Below are 15,980 nucleotides of genomic sequence, written 5' to 3' on the forward strand. Positions count from 1 at the left end.
CGTAAGCCGCCGTTAACGCCGGGATGTCAAGCGTGAACACTGAAGACGCCTTTCTAGGCGCCGCCGCCGAAGCGTTCCGTCGGGCCGGCGATGACAGGGCAGGTGAGATGGCCGGGACCCCTTCGCTTCCCGCTCCGCGGGAGGAGTACGACGTCATCGAGGGCGCGATGCTGGAGACGGCGCGGGGGCGCTGGTTCCTGGGCGAGTATGCCAGGCGCAATCGTTCCGCCGATACCGACGTGCTGCTCCAGGCGATCGGCCGGCTGGAGAACGCGGTGGTCGGCGATCGCGGCCCCTCCGGGATGGAGCGCCTGCGCTTCGACCTGATCGAGATGGCCAAGGCGATCAGCCGCACCAAGTCCGAGATCGCGGCGATCCACACCCCCGACCAGGACCAGAGCCAGCTCGGCGCCGCCTCCGAGGCCCTCGACGGCATCGTGCGCACCACCGAGCGCGCCACCTCCGACATCCTCCAGGCCGCCGAGGAGGTGCAGGAGGTCGCCTGGACCCTGCGCGAGACCGGGGCCGACAGCCGCGTCTGCGACCGCCTCGACCAGAACGCGACCCAGATCTACACCGCCTGCTCGTTCCAGGACCTGACGGCGCAGCGCACCAGCCGGATCGTCAACACCCTGCGCTACCTCGAGCAGCGCCTGACTGCGATGATCGAGATCTGGGCGAGCGAGGACGACCCGCCGGCCCCGGCCGCGCACCGGCCCGATGTGCCCGACACCACCCTCGACCAGGACGACGTCGACCAGATCGTGGCGACCGGCAAGGGCAAGGCGACCGAGGCGGATCACGGCGAGGACCGGGGGCTGGACGAGGAGGCGGGCAGCGCGCCGCGCCTGCGTCTGGTCGAGCCGGCGATCCTCGACGACGACATCGCCTTCGTGCCGGTCCGCGACGAGGCGCCGGCCGCCGACGACGCGATGGCGCTGGAGGACGCCTTCGCGGAGATCGACGACCTCGCCCTCGACGAGAAGCTCGCCCGCTTCACCTGATACGAGATCCGGAAGATCACTTCCGGATCTCGTATCACCAGCCCGCGCGGTGAAGCCGTAGGCTTCACACGTCTGAGCGAAGCCGACTTCCGCATTGCGAAGCAATCGGTCGGAAGTCGTATGACGGGGCTCGGCGCAGGGGCGACGTCCTGGCGCGGGCCGCCCGCCCTCGCGGCGCCCGAATCCCCCCGCAGGGAGCGCGCCGCCCCTTTCGCCAGCCCCCAGCCCGAGCCGCGATGTCCCTCCACCTCCTCAAGCTCTGCGTCGGCTGCGACTCCATCGCCGACCTCGAGGAGTGGATCGCCGCCCGCCGGGCCGACTCCGTCCGCCTCGGCCGCCCGCACGAGCAGGCCCACGTCACCCGCATGGTGCCCAAGCGCGGCGACGAGATTGCCGGATCGGGCTCGCTCTACTGGGTGATCCGCGGCCAGATCGCCTGCCGCCAGCCGGTGCTGGCGATCCGCCCCTTCACCGACGGCGAGGGCGTCGGCCGCTGCCGCCTCATCCTCGACCCGGAGGTCACCCCGGTCGAGCCGCGCCCGTGCCGGCCGTTCCAGGGCTGGCGCTACCTCGCGCCCAAGGACGCCCCGCGCGACATCTCCCGGGCCGCCGCCGGCGACCTCGCGGCGATGCCCGAGACGATGCGGCGGGAACTGGCGGCCCTCGGGCTGCTCTGACGGGACGCTCCCCCCGGTCAAGCACGCCTCCGCGGCGACCCGGGCACCTCCTGCGCGAGAACGGCGGTCCCCCGAAGGTGGAGGGCACGGTCCACCTCCGGTCGAGGGCCCGCGCCCCGAAGGCGACGCTTCGCGCGCGGCCCCGGGCCGCTACCCTGGCGCCGGTCCTTGCCGGGAGATCCACGCCGATGCATCGCTCCGCCGCCTTCGCGCTCGGCCTCGCCCTGCTCGGCTCCCCCGCGCGGGCCGAGGGCCCGTACCGCGATCCCGTCGACCAGCCCTTCGCGGCGACGAGCATCTGGAACACGCCGCTCGGCCGCGGGGCAACGTTCCAGCCCGGCGACGCCGCCGAGACGGCGCTGCTGCGCAACCAGAATGCCGGCGGGCCGGCCGGCGCCTATGCGTGGATCGGCGGCCACGCCTTCGGGGTCTACCGCCAGAGGCCGGACGATCCGGAGCGGAGCTGGACCTATGGCGGCCGGCCCGCGGCCGTACCCTGGCCCCATGGCGGGGCCCCGGGCGGCGGCCGGTTCACCCTGCGCACCCCGCCCGGCCTCGCCTTCCTCGGCGGCACCGACCGGCACGCGGTGCTGGTCGATGCGGAGGGCCGCTACGCCTACGAGACGTGGCTCGGCGCGTTCGACCCGGCCCGCAGCCTGTACTCGGCGCAGTTCCTGGTCCGCACCGACCTGCGCGGCAGCGGCATGGCGGCGAGGTCCGGCACCACGGAGGGCGTGCGCGCCTTCGGCGGCTCGCTCCTCGGCGGCCTGGTGCGGAGGAGCGAGCTGGAGCGGGGCGAGATCCGCCACGCCATCGCGATGGCGGCGAGCACCAGCCAGGCGAGCCCGACCCGCATCGTCTGGCCGGCCTCCTCCACCGACGGGGGCGGCCACAACGCGCATACCGGCATCATTCCGATGGGGGCCCTGTTCGCGATCCCACCGCAGGTCGATCTCGGCCGCCTCGGCCTCGCGACGCCGGAGGGCCGCGCGCTCGCCCGGGCGTTCCAGGAGTTCGGCGGCTACATCACCGACACCGCCACCCGCACGGTGGTGATCGCCTATCTGGAGGAGGGCTGCACCGAGGCGCAGATCAACCACCTGCAATCGGACAAGGACAGGATCCTGTCGGTGCTGGCGATGGTGACCAACAACGATTCCGCCCATCCGGGCGGCCCCGGCCCCCGGGTGGCGCCCCCGCCCCCGCCGCTGAAGGGGGAGTGAGGCCGCCGCGCCGCCGCAGGGGAACCCGAGCGGCCCCGGAACGACCCGGAGGGTGGCAAGACTGTCGAACGGATCAGGAGAGATGCCGGCCTGCGCGTCGGATCGATGCGGCCGACCGAACGCGAAAATCCGACGCCGGCCGGCTCGGCCGCGTCGGGCAGACGGACACGGTGGGGGCGCGGCGGACGCCTCGCCCCGGGCGGGACCGCGCGGGAGACCTGCCCCCCGCGCCCCCTGTCCTTAGAGCTTGAGGTCGGAGCGCGATTCGAAGGCGCGGATCGCCACCTCGGTCCGGTTGGTCGCGCCGACCTTGCGCATGATGTTGCGCACGTGCACCTTGACGGTGCTCTCCTTCATGTTGAGCTCGAAGGCGATGATCTTGTTCGCCTTGCCCTTCTGCAGCTGCTCCAGCACCGCGGTCTGGCGCGGGGTGAACTGGCTGCGCGGGTCGGCCGCGGCGGCATCCTCGGCACCGCCCCGGCGCTGCAGCAGGCAGCTCGCCGGCACGAAGACGCCGCCGGCCCGCACCAGCCGCATCGCCTCGATCGCCACCTTCAGGCTGACGTTGGTAGGAATGTAGCCGCGGGCGCCCTCGTTGAGGCGCTCGACGATCTCGCCCGGATCCTCGCTGTCGCAGAGCAGGACCAGGCTGGTGTTCGGCCCGATCCGCGAGCGCAGGGCGGCCTCGCGCTGGGCGGCGCCGCGGCCGGCCTCGCGGGGATCGTAGTAGAGCACCACCAGGTCGCCGTCCTGGTGGCCGACCCGGCCCCGCTCCCACTCGTCGATCGACGCGAAGGTCACGACCTCGTGGTCCGGGATCGCCTCGGCGAGGCAGTTGCGCAGGCATTCCCGCACCAGCTGGCGCGGCTCGATGATCGCGATGGCGGGCCGCGATCCGGCATCCTCGCCGGGGTCGAACGCCTCCACCACGGCCTCACTCACTTCGACCAGTCTGCGGCCCCGCGAAGCGAGGCCGTAATCAACGAGAGCAGGCGTCGACATGCTTCACCTCCACCACTGTACGATCGAACATTGTTGTTGGACGCGGCTCTCGGCGCGATGGTCACGGCCCGGCGCGACCGCCCCGTGCCACCCCTTGTCCGGAACCGGATCTGTGGAAGCGGTCGACGCCGCCGAGCCCTCGACTGCATGATCCAGTCGATCCGGCCCCCGTGCACTCGCCCGCTCTTCCTGATTTCATTCCTAACACGGCCACAAATCAGTTACAATCCTTAATATGACGATCTGTGACCGCTTCCATTGATGAAAACAGTGAAATCGATTGATCGGATGCAATCATCGGTCATTTGATGCACACGCAAAACGTGTATATCGCGATCTGTATAGGAACAATATTGACGCTGGGGGATGTCATGCAGAAAAGAGACGACGCTCGGCGGGACAGAAACATGCCCCTGCGCGGCCTATACTTCGGCAATCAGGATCGGCGACGCACCACCGGCGGGCGCGATGCTGCCCGGGTGGCGCGACCGTTAGCGCCTCGTCGGAGCGAGGCGGACCGGCGTCAGCGACGGACCGGTTCTCGGGCGCCGGCTCCCGGGACGGCGCGACCCGCCCCCGTCCCGCCAGGAAGCAGGGCGGGACACGGCATCCGCCCCTCGTCCTCGATCCATCTCATCGCCGCTCCCATACATCACTTGATGTATATCATCCGACAGTGCCGCTCCTGAGCGGCACATTCCGGCCCTGATCGACAATCATCCGAGGCAAGTCCACACAACCATATCGTTTGATAGTTTTTAACGGTAAATGTTGCGCGGGGTTGGTCCAGTTCAGGATAGAACAGCGGCGGGCCTGTGAGGCCTGCCGCCGACCAGGCCAGGTAGCGTCAGGCGCTCAGCGGCAGGGCGGGGCGGCCCGCCAGGGCGTCGGCCAGGGCGCCCGCGACGGCGTGGACGGTGTCATCGCCCATGCCGGAATAGAGCGGCAGCAGGATGCAGCGGTCGCGCGCAGCCTCCGAGTGGGGCAGCGGCGCACGCAAGCGCAGGTCGGCATAGGCCGGCTCGAGGTGGATGCACATCACGCCGCGGCGGCTGGCGATGCCGCGGTCGAGCAGGCCCTGCATCACCGACACCTGGTCGGCTCCTGCGTCGAGGCGCACCGCGTAGCTCTGCCAGTTCGACCGAGCCCAGTCCGGCTCGGCCGGAACCGCGACGGGCAGCCCCGCCAGCGCCTCGGCGTAGAGCCCGGCCAGGCGCCGGCGCTCGGCCACGATGGCGTCGAGCCGCGCGAGCTGCACCCGGCCGATCGCGGCTTGCAGGTCGGTCAATCGGTAGTTGTATCCGGTCGTGGGGTAGTCCTCGAACACCACCGCCCGGCTGGCGTGGCGGGCGACGTCCGAGACGCCCATCCCGTGCTGGCGCCAGAGCCGGAACTGGCGGTCGAACGCCGCGTGGCGGGTGACCAGCATCCCGCCCTCGCCGGTGGTGAGGATCTTGCGCGGGTGCATCGAGAAGCACGCGACGTCCCCGAGCGGCCGGCCGATCCGCTGCCACGCGCCGTCGATCCGGATCTCCGAGCCGATGGCGCAGGCGGCGTCCTCGACGAGGCGGACGCCGTGCCGGCGCGCGATCCCGATCAGCCGGGCCATGTCGCAGGGCATGCCGATCTGGTGCACCGCGAGGATCGCCTTCGTGCGCGGCGTGATCGCGGCCTCGGCGAGGTCCGGGTCGATGGTGAGGGTGACCGGGTCGATGTCGACCAGCACCGGCTCGGCCCCGCATTGCCGGATGGCGTTGGCGCAGGCGATGAAGGTGTGGCTGACCGTGATCACCTCGTCGCCGGGCCCGACGCCGGCGGCGAGCAGCGCGAGATGCAGGCCGGTGGTGCAGTTCGAGACCGCGCAGGCATGCGGCGCCCCGACGGCCGCGGCGAACTCGGCCTCGAAGGCGGCGACCTGGGGTCCCTGCGTGAGCCAGCCGGAGCGGATGACGGCGCTCGCCGCATCGACCTCGGCCTCGCCGAGGCTCGGCTTGATGATCGGGATCACGAGGCGAGCTCCATCACGGGGGCGACGGTGGGGGCGGGCTTGCGGCTGGCCCGCCACCAGGCGACGAGCGCATCGAGTCCTTCGTCGAGGCCGATCTCCGCCTGGAAGCCGGTCAGATCGCGGGCAAGCCGCGTGTCGGCGAGGCGCCGCGGCACCGGGTTGACGCTGCGCTCGGCCTCGTGGACCGGCACCAGGTCCGGCCGGCCCATCACCGCGGCGAGCCTCTGCGCCAGCGCGAGGAGCGAGGTTTCCTCGCCTCGCCCGACATTGAGCGCCACGTCGCTCGCCGGCGAGAGCGCCGCCAGGATGTTGGCTCGGGCGACGTCGCGCACGTCGATGAAGTCCATGGTCTGGAGGCCGTCGCCGAAGATCAGCGGCGGTTCTCCCCTGGCGATCCGCTCCATCCAGCGGATCAGGACCTCGGTGTAGCGCCCGTGCAGGTCCATGCGCGAGCCGTAGACGTTGAAGTAGCGCAAGCCGACGTAGTCGAGCCCGGCCATGTCGTTCCAGGAGCGCAGCAGGCCCTCGCCGAAGCTCTTGGCTGCGCCGTAGAGCGTGCGGTTGCCGGAATGCGGCTCGGTCTCGGGGGTCGGGAAGGTCGTCGCCATGCCGTAGACCGAGGCCGAGGAGGCGTAGACCACCTTGCCCACCCCTTCGGCGACGCAGAGCTCGGCGAGCGAGGCGGTGGCATCCACCATCACCTCGATCGCCTCGCGCGGCTCGGCGGCGCAGTGGGTGATGCGCAAGGCCGCCTGGTGGAAGACGGTGTCGCAGCCCGCCACCAGCCCGGCCATCAGGTCGCGGTCGCGGATGTCGCCGATGACGAGTTCCACGGCGCCGGATGCCATGGCGCCCGACAAATTCTCGGTCCGGCCCCGGACCAGGTTGTCGACCACCACGATCTCGCGGCAGCCGCGGGCCGCCAGGAGATCGACGATGTGGGAGCCGACGAAGCCGGCCCCGCCGGTGACGAGGACGCGGTCGAGCGCGCGGGAGGGCTCACACGGCTTCAGCATAATTGCCTCCGAGGCTGTCGGTGAGGGCGGCGACGACGGTCGCGATCTGGCGCTCGGTGATCTCGGGGAAGAGCGGCAGGGACAGCCACTCGCCGGCCAAAGCCTCCGAGACCGGGCAGGGCGTGCCGAGGCGCACGCGATCGGCGTAGGCCGGCTGGTGGTGCACGGCTCTCGGGTAGTGGATGCCGGTGGCCACGCCCGCCTCCTGCATCCGGGCCCGCACCGCGTCGCGGTCCGGCACCCGCACGGCGTAGACGTGGTAGACGTGGTCGCGCCCGCCGGCCTTCGGCGCCTTGAGGCCGGCCTGGGAGAGCAGCGCGTCGTAGCGCGAAGCCGCCCGCCGCCGTCCCTCGGTCCAGCCGTCGAGGTAGCGCAGCTTCACGGCGAGTGCTGCCGCCTGCACGGTGTCGAGGCGGTAGTTGAAGCCGGGGCGGACGTGGTTGTAGCGCCCCTCCTGGCCCCAGTCGCGCAAGCTCCGCAGGGTCTTGGCGATGTCGGGATCGGACGTCGTGATCGCCCCGCCTTCGCCGCAGGCGCCGAGGTTCTTGCCCGGGTAGAAGCTGAAGCAGCCGACCGTCCCGAAGGCGCCGGCCTTGGCGCCGGCCCGCTCGGCGCCGTGGGCCTGGGCGGCATCCTCCACCACCGTGATGCCGTGACGCTCGGCGATCGAGCAGATCGCCGCCATGTCGGCGAGGCGCCCGTGCAGGTGCACCGGCACCACCGCGCGGGTGCGGGGCGTGATCGCCGCCGCGAAGGCCGCGGGATCCATGGTGTAGGTCTGGGGATCGACGTCGACCAGCACCGGCTTTGCGCCGGCGTAGAGGATCGCCGCGACGGTGGCGACGAAGGTCATGCCGACGGTGATCACCTCGTCGCCGGGGCGCACCCCGGCGGCGATCAGCCCGAGATGCAGGGCCGCGGTGCCGGTCGAGACCGACACGGCCTCACGCGTCCCGCAATGGGCGGCGAAGTCGCGCTCGAAGGCGGCGACCGGGGGCCCGAGCACGTAGGCGCCGCTGCGGAGCACCGCCAGCACCGCCTCCTCCAGGGGTTCCTGCACGGCCCGGTACTGGGCCTCGAGATCGAGAAGCGGGATCATCAGGCGGCCCTCAGGGGAGACAGGTCGATCGGGTGGCCGCGCTGGGCCAGGGACTGGGACGCGGCCTCGAGCAGGCGCACCACCCGCAGGCCGCTCTCGCCGGAGGTGAGCGGAACCTCGCCGTCGGTGATGCAGCGGGCGAAGTGCTCGATCTCGGTGACGAGCGCTTCCTTGACCGGGATGTGCGGGGTCCAGACGTCGCCCATGCGGTAGGCCGGCAGGATGCGGCGGATCTCCTCCGGCGAGGGCCGCTCGGCGAACTCGACGCCGCGGTCGTAGACCTTGACCTTCTCGCTCGGCTCCATGTCGTCGAAGACGATCATCCGGCGGCTGCCGCCGATCAGCGTGCGGCGGATCTTCACCGGCGCGAGCCAGTTCACGTTGAGATGCGCGGTGACCCCGCCCTCGAGGTAGAGGGTGATGTGGGCCATGTTCTCCGGGCTGCCCTTGATGTGTCCGGCGCCGGTGGCCGAGATCGCCAGCGTCTCGGCCGGCAGGAGGTAGTCGAGGATCGCGAGGTCGTGGACCGCGAGATCCCAGATCACGTTGACGTCGTCCTGGAACAACCCGAAATTGATCCGCGTCGAGTCGTAGTAGAACAGGTCGCCGGTGACGCCGGTATCGATCAGCTCGCGGATCTTCTGGACCGCGCCGGTATACACGAAGGTGTGGTCGACCATCAGGGTCAGGCGGCGCTTGGCGGCCTCGGCCACGAGGCGGGCCGCCTCGCGGGAGGTCGGGGTGATCGGTTTCTCGACCAGCACGTGCTTGCCGGCCATCAGCGCCGCGAGCGCGATCTCGTAGTGCAGGCGGGTCGGCGTCGCGATGGCGACCGCGTCGATCTCCGGGTCGGCCAGCATGTGCTGCCAGCTCTCGTCGATCGTCACGCCGGGATGGCGGATGGCGGCGCGTGCCCGCGCGGCCGGCGACGGGTCGGCGATCGCCTTCAGGGCCGTGCCGTTCGCCTCCGCGACGCAGCGGGCGATGTTCGGCCCGAAATAGCCGTAACCGATGACTCCGATCCCGATCATGACGCCTCCGCGAGGTTGAGCAGGGAAGAGGGGTGGGAGAGGGTGGCGGGCACGCCGGCGACGCATGCGCCGGGCGGCACGTCGCGGGTGACGACCGAGCCGGGGGCGATCCTGGCGCCCGCGCCGATGGTGAGCCCGCACAGGATCGTGGCGTTGGCGCCGATGACCGCGCCGGCCCCGACCCGGGTCGTCTCCAGGGTCCAGTCCTCCGGTCCCATCAGGGTGCCGGCCGCCGTCACGGCGCGGGGATGGCGATCGTTGGTGAACATCACGCCGGGACCGACCGTGACGTCGTCCTCGAGGCTCACGCCCTCGCACAGGAAGGCATTGGCACCGATCCGGCAGCGCGCCCCGAGGACGCCGCCGCGCTGGATCTCCACGAAGGGCTCGATCCGCGTGCCCGGCCCGACCGTGCAGCCGTAGACGTTGACGAGGGCGGGATCGGCGACATCCGCGCTGGCCTCGATCCTCACATTCACCACCGGCATCCCGTCCCCCGTCGCATCCCAATTCTGGAACGCTAGGCGGCGGCCGCGGCCAAGTAATCGTGCCAATGCGAGGGTACGCGCTACACCCTAATCACCTCGATCGACGCCAGAACGGTCCGGTCTTGCTACCGCTTCGGATGTAGAGACGCGCATGACGGCAAATCCGGCCGGGCGAAATGCCTCGCCGTTTTCCGATCTGGGCAGGGGAGGGCGGAGCTTCCGACACTCGTCCGCGAAGGAGCACCCTCATGCCGACCTTAGCGGACACCTCCCCGACCTGCGTGGTCCGGGGCCTGAGCTTCGACGCCCTGGCGACCGCCCTGGCCCGGGGCCGGACCACGGTCTTCACCCTCAACATGATGCACATGCGGCTTCTCGCCCGGGAGCCGGAATTCCGCGAGAGCTACCGCCAGGCCTCGATCGTCACCCTCGACAGCAACCTCATCAACACCTGCTTCCTGCGCCGCCGCATGACCGTGGCGACCGGCAGCGACCTGGTGCAGCACCTCTCGGCCCGGCGTTCCTTACGCGACCGCTCGGTCCTGGTGATCGGCAACGTCACGGTCGAGGAGGCGTCCGCCGTGATCGCGAGCCGGCGCCTCTGCGTCGTGCGCCCGCCCTTCGGCTTCATCCACGATCCGGCGGCGGTGGAGGACGTGATCGCGCAGGTGCGGGAGGCGGCGCCCGAGATGGTGTTCATCGCCGTCGGCGCGCCACAGAGCGAGATGCTCACCTTACGCCTGCGCCGCGCCGGCCTCGCCGAACCCTCGATCCTGTGCTGCGGCGCCGCCTTCGAGTTCGTCCTCGGCAAGCAGACCCGCTCGCCGGTGTTCCTGCGCCGCACCGGCCTCGAATGGGCCTGGCGCCTCGCGAGCAATCCCCGGCGGCTCGCCGGCCGCTACGCCTCGGATGCCGGCTTCCTGCTGTCGATGCTGGGACCGCTGACCCGGCTCGCCCGCTCCGGCGCGCTCAGGGTCGGCGGGCTGCACCTGCAGTTCCGGCAGGAGGCGGACCTCCCGCGCAAGGCCGGGTTCGGGCCGGGCGCGCTGGGGGCAGGATAGATCTCGGGGCGGGGTAGATCTCGGGGCGGCTTCGATCGATCCGGCAAGTCGGACCTGCACGTCGTCCACCCCGCGAGACGTCGTCCCGGGGCCGCGAAAGCGGAACCCGGGATTCCGGAACCGCCGCCGGTGGCGGACGGAGCCGGCCGGCGGTTCCGCCTCCTCCTGCACCGTGGCCGTCAGCCCCTCCTCCGAGACGATGCTCCCAGCGTCGCCGTTTCGCGGTGATCGCTCCGGAACGGGAGCGCCGCTTTTACCGGATTGTCATTCGAAATTCGATCGATCACTTCCGGCGATCCTGCGGGATCGTCTGTGCGACGCGGATTTCGGCTTCGCTCAAGCGCCGCGCCGGCTCACCCTCACCGGCCGGCTTGGCCCGGCGCCCCGCCCTGGATATCCTCACCGGACATCGTCCATATCCATGCGGGATCGATATGGCTCTCTTCGTCAAGGATCCGGAGGTCGATGCGCTCGCCCGGGAATTGGCATCTCTCAAGCGCGTCACCAAGACCGAGGCGGTACGGCAGGCCCTTCGCGGCGAGATCGACCGCGAGAAGGACAAGCTCGACCTCGTGGCACAGTCGATCGCCTTCGCGCGTCAACTTCGGGAACGGGCCGGTCCCAATCCTCGTCCCGCCGACAAGGCCTTCGTCGACGGGTTGTACGGGGACCCGTGATGGTCGTCGATGCCTCCGCGCTGACTGCGATCCTCGCCGGCGAGCCGGATGCCGCCACCCTCGTCGCACGCCTCCAGCAGGGTCAGCAGCGACTCACCTCGCCGATGGCGGTCTGGGAGACCACGGTCGCGCTCGCCCGTATCCTCGACCTGCCGCTTCGTGACGCGCAGCAGGCCGTTCAGGACTACCTCGCGCTCGCATCGATCCAGGTCGTCGCCGTGCCGCCCGAGGCGGCCGAGGGCGCGATCGAGGCGTTCGATCGCTTCGGCAAGGGCCGTCATCCCGCCGGGCTCAACTTTGGAGATTGCTTCGCCTACGCGTGCGCCCGGGCGTACCGGATGCCGCTCCTGTTCAAAGGCAATGACTTTCCCATGACCGACATCACCGCCGCCTGATCCGCGATCCCGAAGAACGATCTCCGGGTTTCGGCTCACCCCGCCTCCCCGACGTAATCCCGCCAGATCGCCTTCTCCCCGAGCCCCGCCGCGAAAGCCGCATGCGCCGCCAGCTCGGCCTCGGTGAGGCGGCTGCGGGTCGGGCGAGGGCCGTGGGCGACCGGCGCGGCGCGCAAGCTCGGACCGGCGGGGCCGGCATTGCCCTCGACCGTCAGCCCGAGCGTCGTCTGCTTGCCGCCCAAGAGCTCGATGTAGACCTCGGCCAGGATCTGCGCGTCGAGGAGCGCGCCGTGCTTGGTGCGGCGGGAATTGTCGATGCCGTAGCGCGAGCACAAGGCGTCGAGGTTGTTGGCCGCGCCCGGATGCTTGCGGCGGGCGAGCGCGAGCGTGTCGACGACGGAGGCCAGTTCGATCGGGGGCGGCGCCTTGTCGCCCAGCCGCGCATATTCGGCGTTGAGGAAGCCGACATCGAAGGCGGCGTTGTGGATCACCAGCGTCGCGTCGCCGCAGAATTCCAGGAGGTCGGGCAGGATCTGGGCGAAAAGCGGCTTGTCGGCGAGAAAGGCGTCCGAGAGGCCGTGGACCCGGAACGCGCCCTCCGAGACCGCCCGCTGCGGGTTGATGTAGCGGTGGAACTCGCGCCCCGACGGGATGTGGTTGAGGAGCTCGATCCCGCCGATCTCGATCAGCCGGTCGGTCTTGGCCTCGGTGCCGGTGGTCTCGGTGTCGAGGACGATCTCGCGCAGCATCGTGCGACTCCCTTTGAGAGAACGGTTGGGCCCGGTGTAGCGACGAAGCGTTAACCGGCCGGCTTCGTCACCGCGGCGATCACCGCATCGACCTGGGCCTCGGCGTGGGGAAAGCCGCGGTCGGTCTCGATCAGGTAGTCGGCGCGGTGGCGCTTCTCGGCGTCGGGCATCTGCTTGGCGAGGATCTGCGCGAACGCCTCCTCGGTCATGCCGGGGCGGGCGAGCACCCGGGCGCGCTGCACGTCTGGCGGCGCGGTGACCACCGCGACGGCGTCGCACCGCGCCTCGCCGCCGGTCTCCAGGAGCAGCGGTACGTCGAGCACCACGAGGGGCGCCGCGGCGTGGGCGGCGAGGAAATCGTCCCGCGCCCGGGCCACCAGGGGGTGGACCAGGGATTCGAGGCGGCGCAGGCGATCGGGATCGCCGAGCACGGCGTTGCGCAGGGCGGCGCGGTCGACCGACCCGTCGGCGGCGAGGGTGCCGGGGAAAGCCTCGCCGATGGCCGCCGCCGCGGCCCCGCCCGGGCCGTAGAGCGCGTGCACGCAGGCATCGGCGTCGTGGACCGGAACCCCGCGGGCGCGGAACATCGCCGCGGTCGCGCTCTTGCCCATGCCGATCGAGCCGGTGAGGCCGAGGACGAACGGCCGGCTCACCGGTGACTCCCGAGATCGGCGACGATGCGGGCGCGCAGGGCCGGCGTCACCGTGGGGGTCAGGCCGAACCAGCGGGCAAAGCCCGGCACCGCCTGGTGCAGCAGCATGCCGAGCCCGTCGACGCCCGCGAGCCCCCGGGCCCGGGCAGCGGCGAGAAGCGGAGTCTCCAGCGGCACGTAGACGATGTCGGCCACAGCCGCCTCGGCCGGCAGGGGCGCGAGGTCGAGGGTGAGCGGGTCCTGGCCCGCCATGCCGAGCGCCGTGGTGTTGACGAGGAGCCCCGTGGCCGGGAGGTGGTCCGGCACCGCATCCCAGGGCAAAGCGGTGATCCGGGCGGGATCGAGGGCGGTCAGGCTCTCGGCCCGCTCGGCGCTGCGGTTCGCCACGATCAGTCGGGAGAGCCCGCGTTCGAGCAGCCCGACCAGGATCGCGCGGGCGGCCCCGCCGGCGCCGAGCACCAGGGTGGCGCGACCACTGGCGACGCCCGTCGCCCCCGGCCAGCCGGCGCCGAGGCTGGCGTCGAGATGGGCGAGGAACCCCGGCGCGTCGGTGTTGTCGCCGTGGAGGCGCCCGTCCTCGAACCACAGGGTGTTGACGGCGCCGATCCGCTCGGCCCGCGGGGTCAGCACCTGACTGAGGCGGAACGCCGCCTCCTTGTGCGGGATCGTGACGTTGCCGCCGACCCAGCCCTCGGCCCGCAGGCTGCGGACGAAGTCCGGGAAGGCGTCGGGATGGACGTCGACGCGCTCGTAGGTCCCGGGCAGGCCGTGCTCGGCGAGCCAGTGGCCGTGGATCAGCGGCGAGCGGGAATGGCCGATCGGGTGGCCCACCACGAAGGCTCTGGGGTGCGGGGTCGTCATCGGAAAGTCGGTCTCAGAACGCCAGCAGGCCGCGTGCCCGCAACCGTGCGAGAAGCGGCAGCAGCGGCAGGCCCAGGATGGTCGAGTGGTCGCCCTCGATGCGGTCGAACAGGTGGATGCCGACGCCTTCCAGCTGATAGGCGCCGACGCTGCCGGTGACGGCAGGCCCGGCGGCGTCGAGGTAGAGGGCGATGCCCGCCTCGTCGAGCGGCCGCATGGTGAGCCGTGCGGTGACGACGAAGACCTCGGCCACCGCGCCGTCGACGGCTAGGGCCACGGCGGAATGGAGCGCGTGGGTGCGCCCCTGCAACCGGGCGAGATGGGCCGCGGCCCCGGCCCGGTCGGCGGGCTTGTGGAAGACCGTGCCGTCGAGGTCGAGCACCTGGTCGGCGCCGATCACCACCCGGTCGGGCGCCTGTGCGGCGACGGCGCTCGCCTTGGCGGCGGCCAGGCGCTCGGCGAGTTGTTCGGGCGACAGGCCGGCGGCTTGCGCCTCGACGGCGCGCTCGTCGACGCCCGGCGCCCGGGTCTCGACGGCGAGGGCGGCCGATGCGAGCAGCCCGCGCCGCGTCGGGCTGGTCGAGGCGAGAAGGAGCGGCTTGGGGTCGCGCCAGAGCGAGGGATGTTCCATCGTCGTCAATCGGCGATGAACTTCAGCCGGTGCTCGCGGTGGAGGTCGACGATCGCCGCCGCCGTCTCCTCGATCGAGCGCCGGGTCACGTCGATCACCGGCCAGCGGTTGCGGGCGAAGAGCCGGCGCGAGGTGGCGATCTCGTTCGCCACCGAGTCGCGGTCGACGTAGGACGAGGAATCGTCGGCCTTGAGGCTGAGCAGGCGGTTCTGGCGGATCTGCACGATCCGCTCCGGCGAGGCGATCAGCCCGACGATGAGCGGCTGGCGCAGGGTCTCGAGGATCGACGGCGGCGGCACGCCCGGGATCAGCGGGATGTTGGTGGTCTTCAGGCCGCGATTGGCCAGATAGATCGCCGTCGGGGTCTTCGAGGTGCGGCTCACCCCGAGCAGGATCACGTCCGCCTCGTTGAGGTCGTGCGGCAGGTTACCGTCGTCGTGCGCGAGGGTGAAGTTCATCGCGTCGATGCGCTTGAAGTACTCCGCGTTCAGCATGTGCTGCGCGCCCGGCCGGGCCGTGGAGTGGGTGCCGAGATAGGATTGCAGCAGCTGGTGCACCGGCTCCAGCACCGAGAGCAGCGGCGAGCCGGTGGCCCGGCAGGCCTCCTCCAGCCGCTCGGTCAGCTCGCGCCCGACCAGGGTGTAGAGCACGATGCCGGGCGCCTGCTCGATCTCGTTGATCACCCGCTCGAGCTGGGTGCCGGAGCGCACGAGGGGGTAGACGTGCTCGATCGCCGAGACCCCCTCGTACTGCGCCGCCGCCGCGCGGCCGACATTGATCAGGGTCTCGCCGGTGGAATCCGACACGAGGTGGAGGTGGAAGTAGCTGCGGACCACGCGGGCTCCCCGGGCTCGCCGCGGGCGCGGCGGACGCTAGAGCATTTTCCGACGAAGTGGATACCGGTTCGTCGAGAGAAAATGCGGCAAAATCAAACACCTGGAGCAACGTCCGATCGCCTGCCGATCGGGTGTTGCTCCAACGACTCCGCGCCCGGCGCGTCGTCCACCGATCGGCCGCGCGGAGTCGATGAGTGTGGATAATGCCCCGACGAAGCGAGGTCCAGGCGCGAGGGCTGTGGGTTAACGGCTCGACGCCTCAACAGGCCGGCCGTTAACACTCGTGGCGGAGCGTCCGTGGGAGAATCCGGGACGCGGGGCGCCCGAGTCGAGTCCGGCGGGGCTCAAGCCCCTCGTGACTCTCGTGATCCTCCGACAATGGAGCAAATCTGTTAAAGGCCTCTTAACGCACCGGCGGTGGGGACGGGCTGTGGACGGGGCTGGAGCCCCGCGACGCCTGCCCCCAATAGAAAAAACAGATTCCTAGAATCTCTCTTTTCTTTTCAGAGGCCTGGGTGGGGATGGGCTTCGCCGGCGGGTCGCGGCGACGCGCCGGGCTGGCGCGAGCGC

At 71.2% G+C, this 15,980-nt stretch carries 17 protein-coding genes; 6 read left to right on the forward strand and 11 right to left on the reverse strand.

All coding sequences use genetic code 11. The annotated features are described in order from the left end of the window. Positions 1-107 precede the first annotated feature (107 nt). The 3 genes from ACS5PV_RS04465 to ACS5PV_RS04475 all read left to right on the forward strand — a co-directional run bounded on the left by ACS5PV_RS04465 (position 108) and on the right by ACS5PV_RS04475 (position 2,904). The gene (locus ACS5PV_RS04465; RefSeq protein WP_455394161.1) at positions 108-1,004 is read left to right on the forward strand and encodes a hypothetical protein; all 897 of its coding nucleotides are present in this window, start codon (positions 108-110) and stop codon (positions 1,002-1,004) included. 236 nt (positions 1,005-1,240) lie between these two features. After that, positions 1,241-1,681: a DUF1489 family protein gene (locus ACS5PV_RS04470; RefSeq protein WP_455394162.1), complete on the forward strand. Its 441-nt coding sequence runs from the start codon at positions 1,241-1,243 to the stop codon at positions 1,679-1,681. A 188-nt stretch (positions 1,682-1,869) separates the two neighbouring features. After that, the gene (locus ACS5PV_RS04475) at positions 1,870-2,904 is read left to right on the forward strand and encodes a hypothetical protein (protein ID WP_455394163.1); all 1,035 of its coding nucleotides are present in this window, start codon (positions 1,870-1,872) and stop codon (positions 2,902-2,904) included. Between the two features lie 240 nt (positions 2,905-3,144). Here the strand turns inward: ACS5PV_RS04475 and ACS5PV_RS04480 are convergent, their stop codons facing one another. The 6 genes from ACS5PV_RS04480 to ACS5PV_RS04505 all read right to left on the reverse strand — a co-directional run bounded on the left by ACS5PV_RS04480 (position 3,145) and on the right by ACS5PV_RS04505 (position 9,548). Continuing rightward, on the reverse strand, positions 3,145-3,906 hold the full coding sequence (locus ACS5PV_RS04480; RefSeq protein ID WP_455394164.1) for a LuxR C-terminal-related transcriptional regulator: 762 nt from the start codon (positions 3,904-3,906) through the stop codon (positions 3,145-3,147). An 847-nt stretch (positions 3,907-4,753) separates the two neighbouring features. Next, a complete protein-coding gene (locus ACS5PV_RS04485; protein ID WP_455394165.1) occupies positions 4,754-5,914 on the reverse strand; it encodes a DegT/DnrJ/EryC1/StrS family aminotransferase in 1,161 nt (386 codons plus the stop codon). Further along, a complete protein-coding gene (locus ACS5PV_RS04490; RefSeq protein WP_455394166.1) occupies positions 5,911-6,930 on the reverse strand; it encodes an NAD-dependent epimerase/dehydratase family protein in 1,020 nt (339 codons plus the stop codon). The genes ACS5PV_RS04485 and ACS5PV_RS04490 overlap by 4 nt, the downstream gene beginning before the upstream one ends. Then, a complete protein-coding gene (locus tag ACS5PV_RS04495) occupies positions 6,914-8,029 on the reverse strand; it encodes a DegT/DnrJ/EryC1/StrS family aminotransferase (RefSeq protein ID WP_455394167.1) in 1,116 nt (371 codons plus the stop codon). Before ACS5PV_RS04495 ends, ACS5PV_RS04490 begins: the two co-directional genes overlap by 17 nt. Continuing rightward, a complete protein-coding gene (locus tag ACS5PV_RS04500) occupies positions 8,029-9,060 on the reverse strand; it encodes a Gfo/Idh/MocA family protein (RefSeq protein ID WP_455394168.1) in 1,032 nt (343 codons plus the stop codon). Before ACS5PV_RS04500 ends, ACS5PV_RS04495 begins: the two co-directional genes overlap by 1 nt. Next, positions 9,057-9,548, reverse strand: a complete 492-nt coding sequence (locus tag ACS5PV_RS04505; RefSeq protein WP_455394169.1) for an acyltransferase — start codon at positions 9,546-9,548, stop codon at positions 9,057-9,059. Before ACS5PV_RS04505 ends, ACS5PV_RS04500 begins: the two co-directional genes overlap by 4 nt. A gap of 248 nt (positions 9,549-9,796) precedes the next feature. On the opposite strand from ACS5PV_RS04505, the gene ACS5PV_RS04510 reads away from it, so the two are divergent. The 3 genes from ACS5PV_RS04510 to ACS5PV_RS04520 all read left to right on the forward strand — a co-directional run bounded on the left by ACS5PV_RS04510 (position 9,797) and on the right by ACS5PV_RS04520 (position 11,681). Continuing rightward, positions 9,797-10,609: a WecB/TagA/CpsF family glycosyltransferase gene (locus tag ACS5PV_RS04510; protein WP_455394170.1), complete on the forward strand. Its 813-nt coding sequence runs from the start codon at positions 9,797-9,799 to the stop codon at positions 10,607-10,609. Positions 10,610-10,833: 224 nt separating this feature from the next. Then, the gene (locus ACS5PV_RS04515; protein WP_455394171.1) at positions 10,834-11,286 is read left to right on the forward strand and encodes a type II toxin-antitoxin system VapB family antitoxin; all 453 of its coding nucleotides are present in this window, start codon (positions 10,834-10,836) and stop codon (positions 11,284-11,286) included. Continuing rightward, a complete protein-coding gene (locus tag ACS5PV_RS04520; protein WP_455394172.1) occupies positions 11,286-11,681 on the forward strand; it encodes a type II toxin-antitoxin system VapC family toxin in 396 nt (131 codons plus the stop codon). Before ACS5PV_RS04515 ends, ACS5PV_RS04520 begins: the two co-directional genes overlap by 1 nt. A 35-nt stretch (positions 11,682-11,716) precedes the next feature. Here the strand turns inward: ACS5PV_RS04520 and dnaQ are convergent, their stop codons facing one another. From dnaQ to ACS5PV_RS04545, 5 genes are read right to left on the reverse strand one after another with little or no spacing between them, the layout of a single operon-like run. After that, the gene (gene dnaQ / locus ACS5PV_RS04525; protein ID WP_455394173.1) at positions 11,717-12,430 is read right to left on the reverse strand and encodes a DNA polymerase III subunit epsilon; all 714 of its coding nucleotides are present in this window, start codon (positions 12,428-12,430) and stop codon (positions 11,717-11,719) included. 50 nt (positions 12,431-12,480) lie between these two features. After that, positions 12,481-13,083, reverse strand: coding sequence for a dephospho-CoA kinase (coaE, locus tag ACS5PV_RS04530; RefSeq protein ID WP_455394174.1), 603 nt, complete (start codon positions 13,081-13,083; stop codon positions 12,481-12,483). Then, positions 13,080-13,943, reverse strand: coding sequence for a shikimate dehydrogenase (locus tag ACS5PV_RS04535; RefSeq protein WP_455394175.1), 864 nt, complete (start codon positions 13,941-13,943; stop codon positions 13,080-13,082). Before ACS5PV_RS04535 ends, coaE begins: the two co-directional genes overlap by 4 nt. A 13-nt stretch (positions 13,944-13,956) precedes the next feature. Next, the gene (locus ACS5PV_RS04540; RefSeq protein WP_455394176.1) at positions 13,957-14,574 is read right to left on the reverse strand and encodes a Maf family protein; all 618 of its coding nucleotides are present in this window, start codon (positions 14,572-14,574) and stop codon (positions 13,957-13,959) included. A 5-nt stretch (positions 14,575-14,579) separates the two neighbouring features. Continuing rightward, complete coding sequence (locus ACS5PV_RS04545) at positions 14,580-15,410, reverse strand: pyruvate, water dikinase regulatory protein (RefSeq protein ID WP_455394177.1); 831 nt, start codon at positions 15,408-15,410, stop codon at positions 14,580-14,582. Positions 15,411-15,980 lie beyond the last annotated feature (570 nt).

The sequence above is a fragment of the Methylobacterium sp. Gmos1 genome (assembly GCF_053764715.1).

Coding starts and splice junctions, on each gene's coding strand:
- ACS5PV_RS04465 (WP_455394161.1), top strand. CDS start 108: ATGGCCGGGACCCCTTCGCTTCCCGCTCCGCGGGAGGAGTACGACGTC.
- ACS5PV_RS04470 (WP_455394162.1), top strand. CDS start 1,241: ATGTCCCTCCACCTCCTCAAGCTCTGCGTCGGCTGCGACTCCATCGCC.
- ACS5PV_RS04475 (WP_455394163.1), top strand. CDS start 1,870: ATGCATCGCTCCGCCGCCTTCGCGCTCGGCCTCGCCCTGCTCGGCTCC.
- ACS5PV_RS04480 (WP_455394164.1), bottom strand. CDS start 3,906: ATGTCGACGCCTGCTCTCGTTGATTACGGCCTCGCTTCGCGGGGCCGC.
- ACS5PV_RS04490 (WP_455394166.1), bottom strand. CDS start 6,930: ATGCTGAAGCCGTGTGAGCCCTCCCGCGCGCTCGACCGCGTCCTCGTC.
- ACS5PV_RS04495 (WP_455394167.1), bottom strand. CDS start 8,029: ATGATCCCGCTTCTCGATCTCGAGGCCCAGTACCGGGCCGTGCAGGAA.
- ACS5PV_RS04500 (WP_455394168.1), bottom strand. CDS start 9,060: ATGATCGGGATCGGAGTCATCGGTTACGGCTATTTCGGGCCGAACATC.
- ACS5PV_RS04505 (WP_455394169.1), bottom strand. CDS start 9,548: ATGCCGGTGGTGAATGTGAGGATCGAGGCCAGCGCGGATGTCGCCGAT.
- ACS5PV_RS04510 (WP_455394170.1), top strand. CDS start 9,797: ATGCCGACCTTAGCGGACACCTCCCCGACCTGCGTGGTCCGGGGCCTG.
- ACS5PV_RS04520 (WP_455394172.1), top strand. CDS start 11,286: ATGGTCGTCGATGCCTCCGCGCTGACTGCGATCCTCGCCGGCGAGCCG.
- dnaQ (WP_455394173.1), bottom strand. CDS start 12,430: ATGCTGCGCGAGATCGTCCTCGACACCGAGACCACCGGCACCGAGGCC.
- ACS5PV_RS04535 (WP_455394175.1), bottom strand. CDS start 13,943: ATGACGACCCCGCACCCCAGAGCCTTCGTGGTGGGCCACCCGATCGGC.
- ACS5PV_RS04540 (WP_455394176.1), bottom strand. CDS start 14,574: ATGGAACATCCCTCGCTCTGGCGCGACCCCAAGCCGCTCCTTCTCGCC.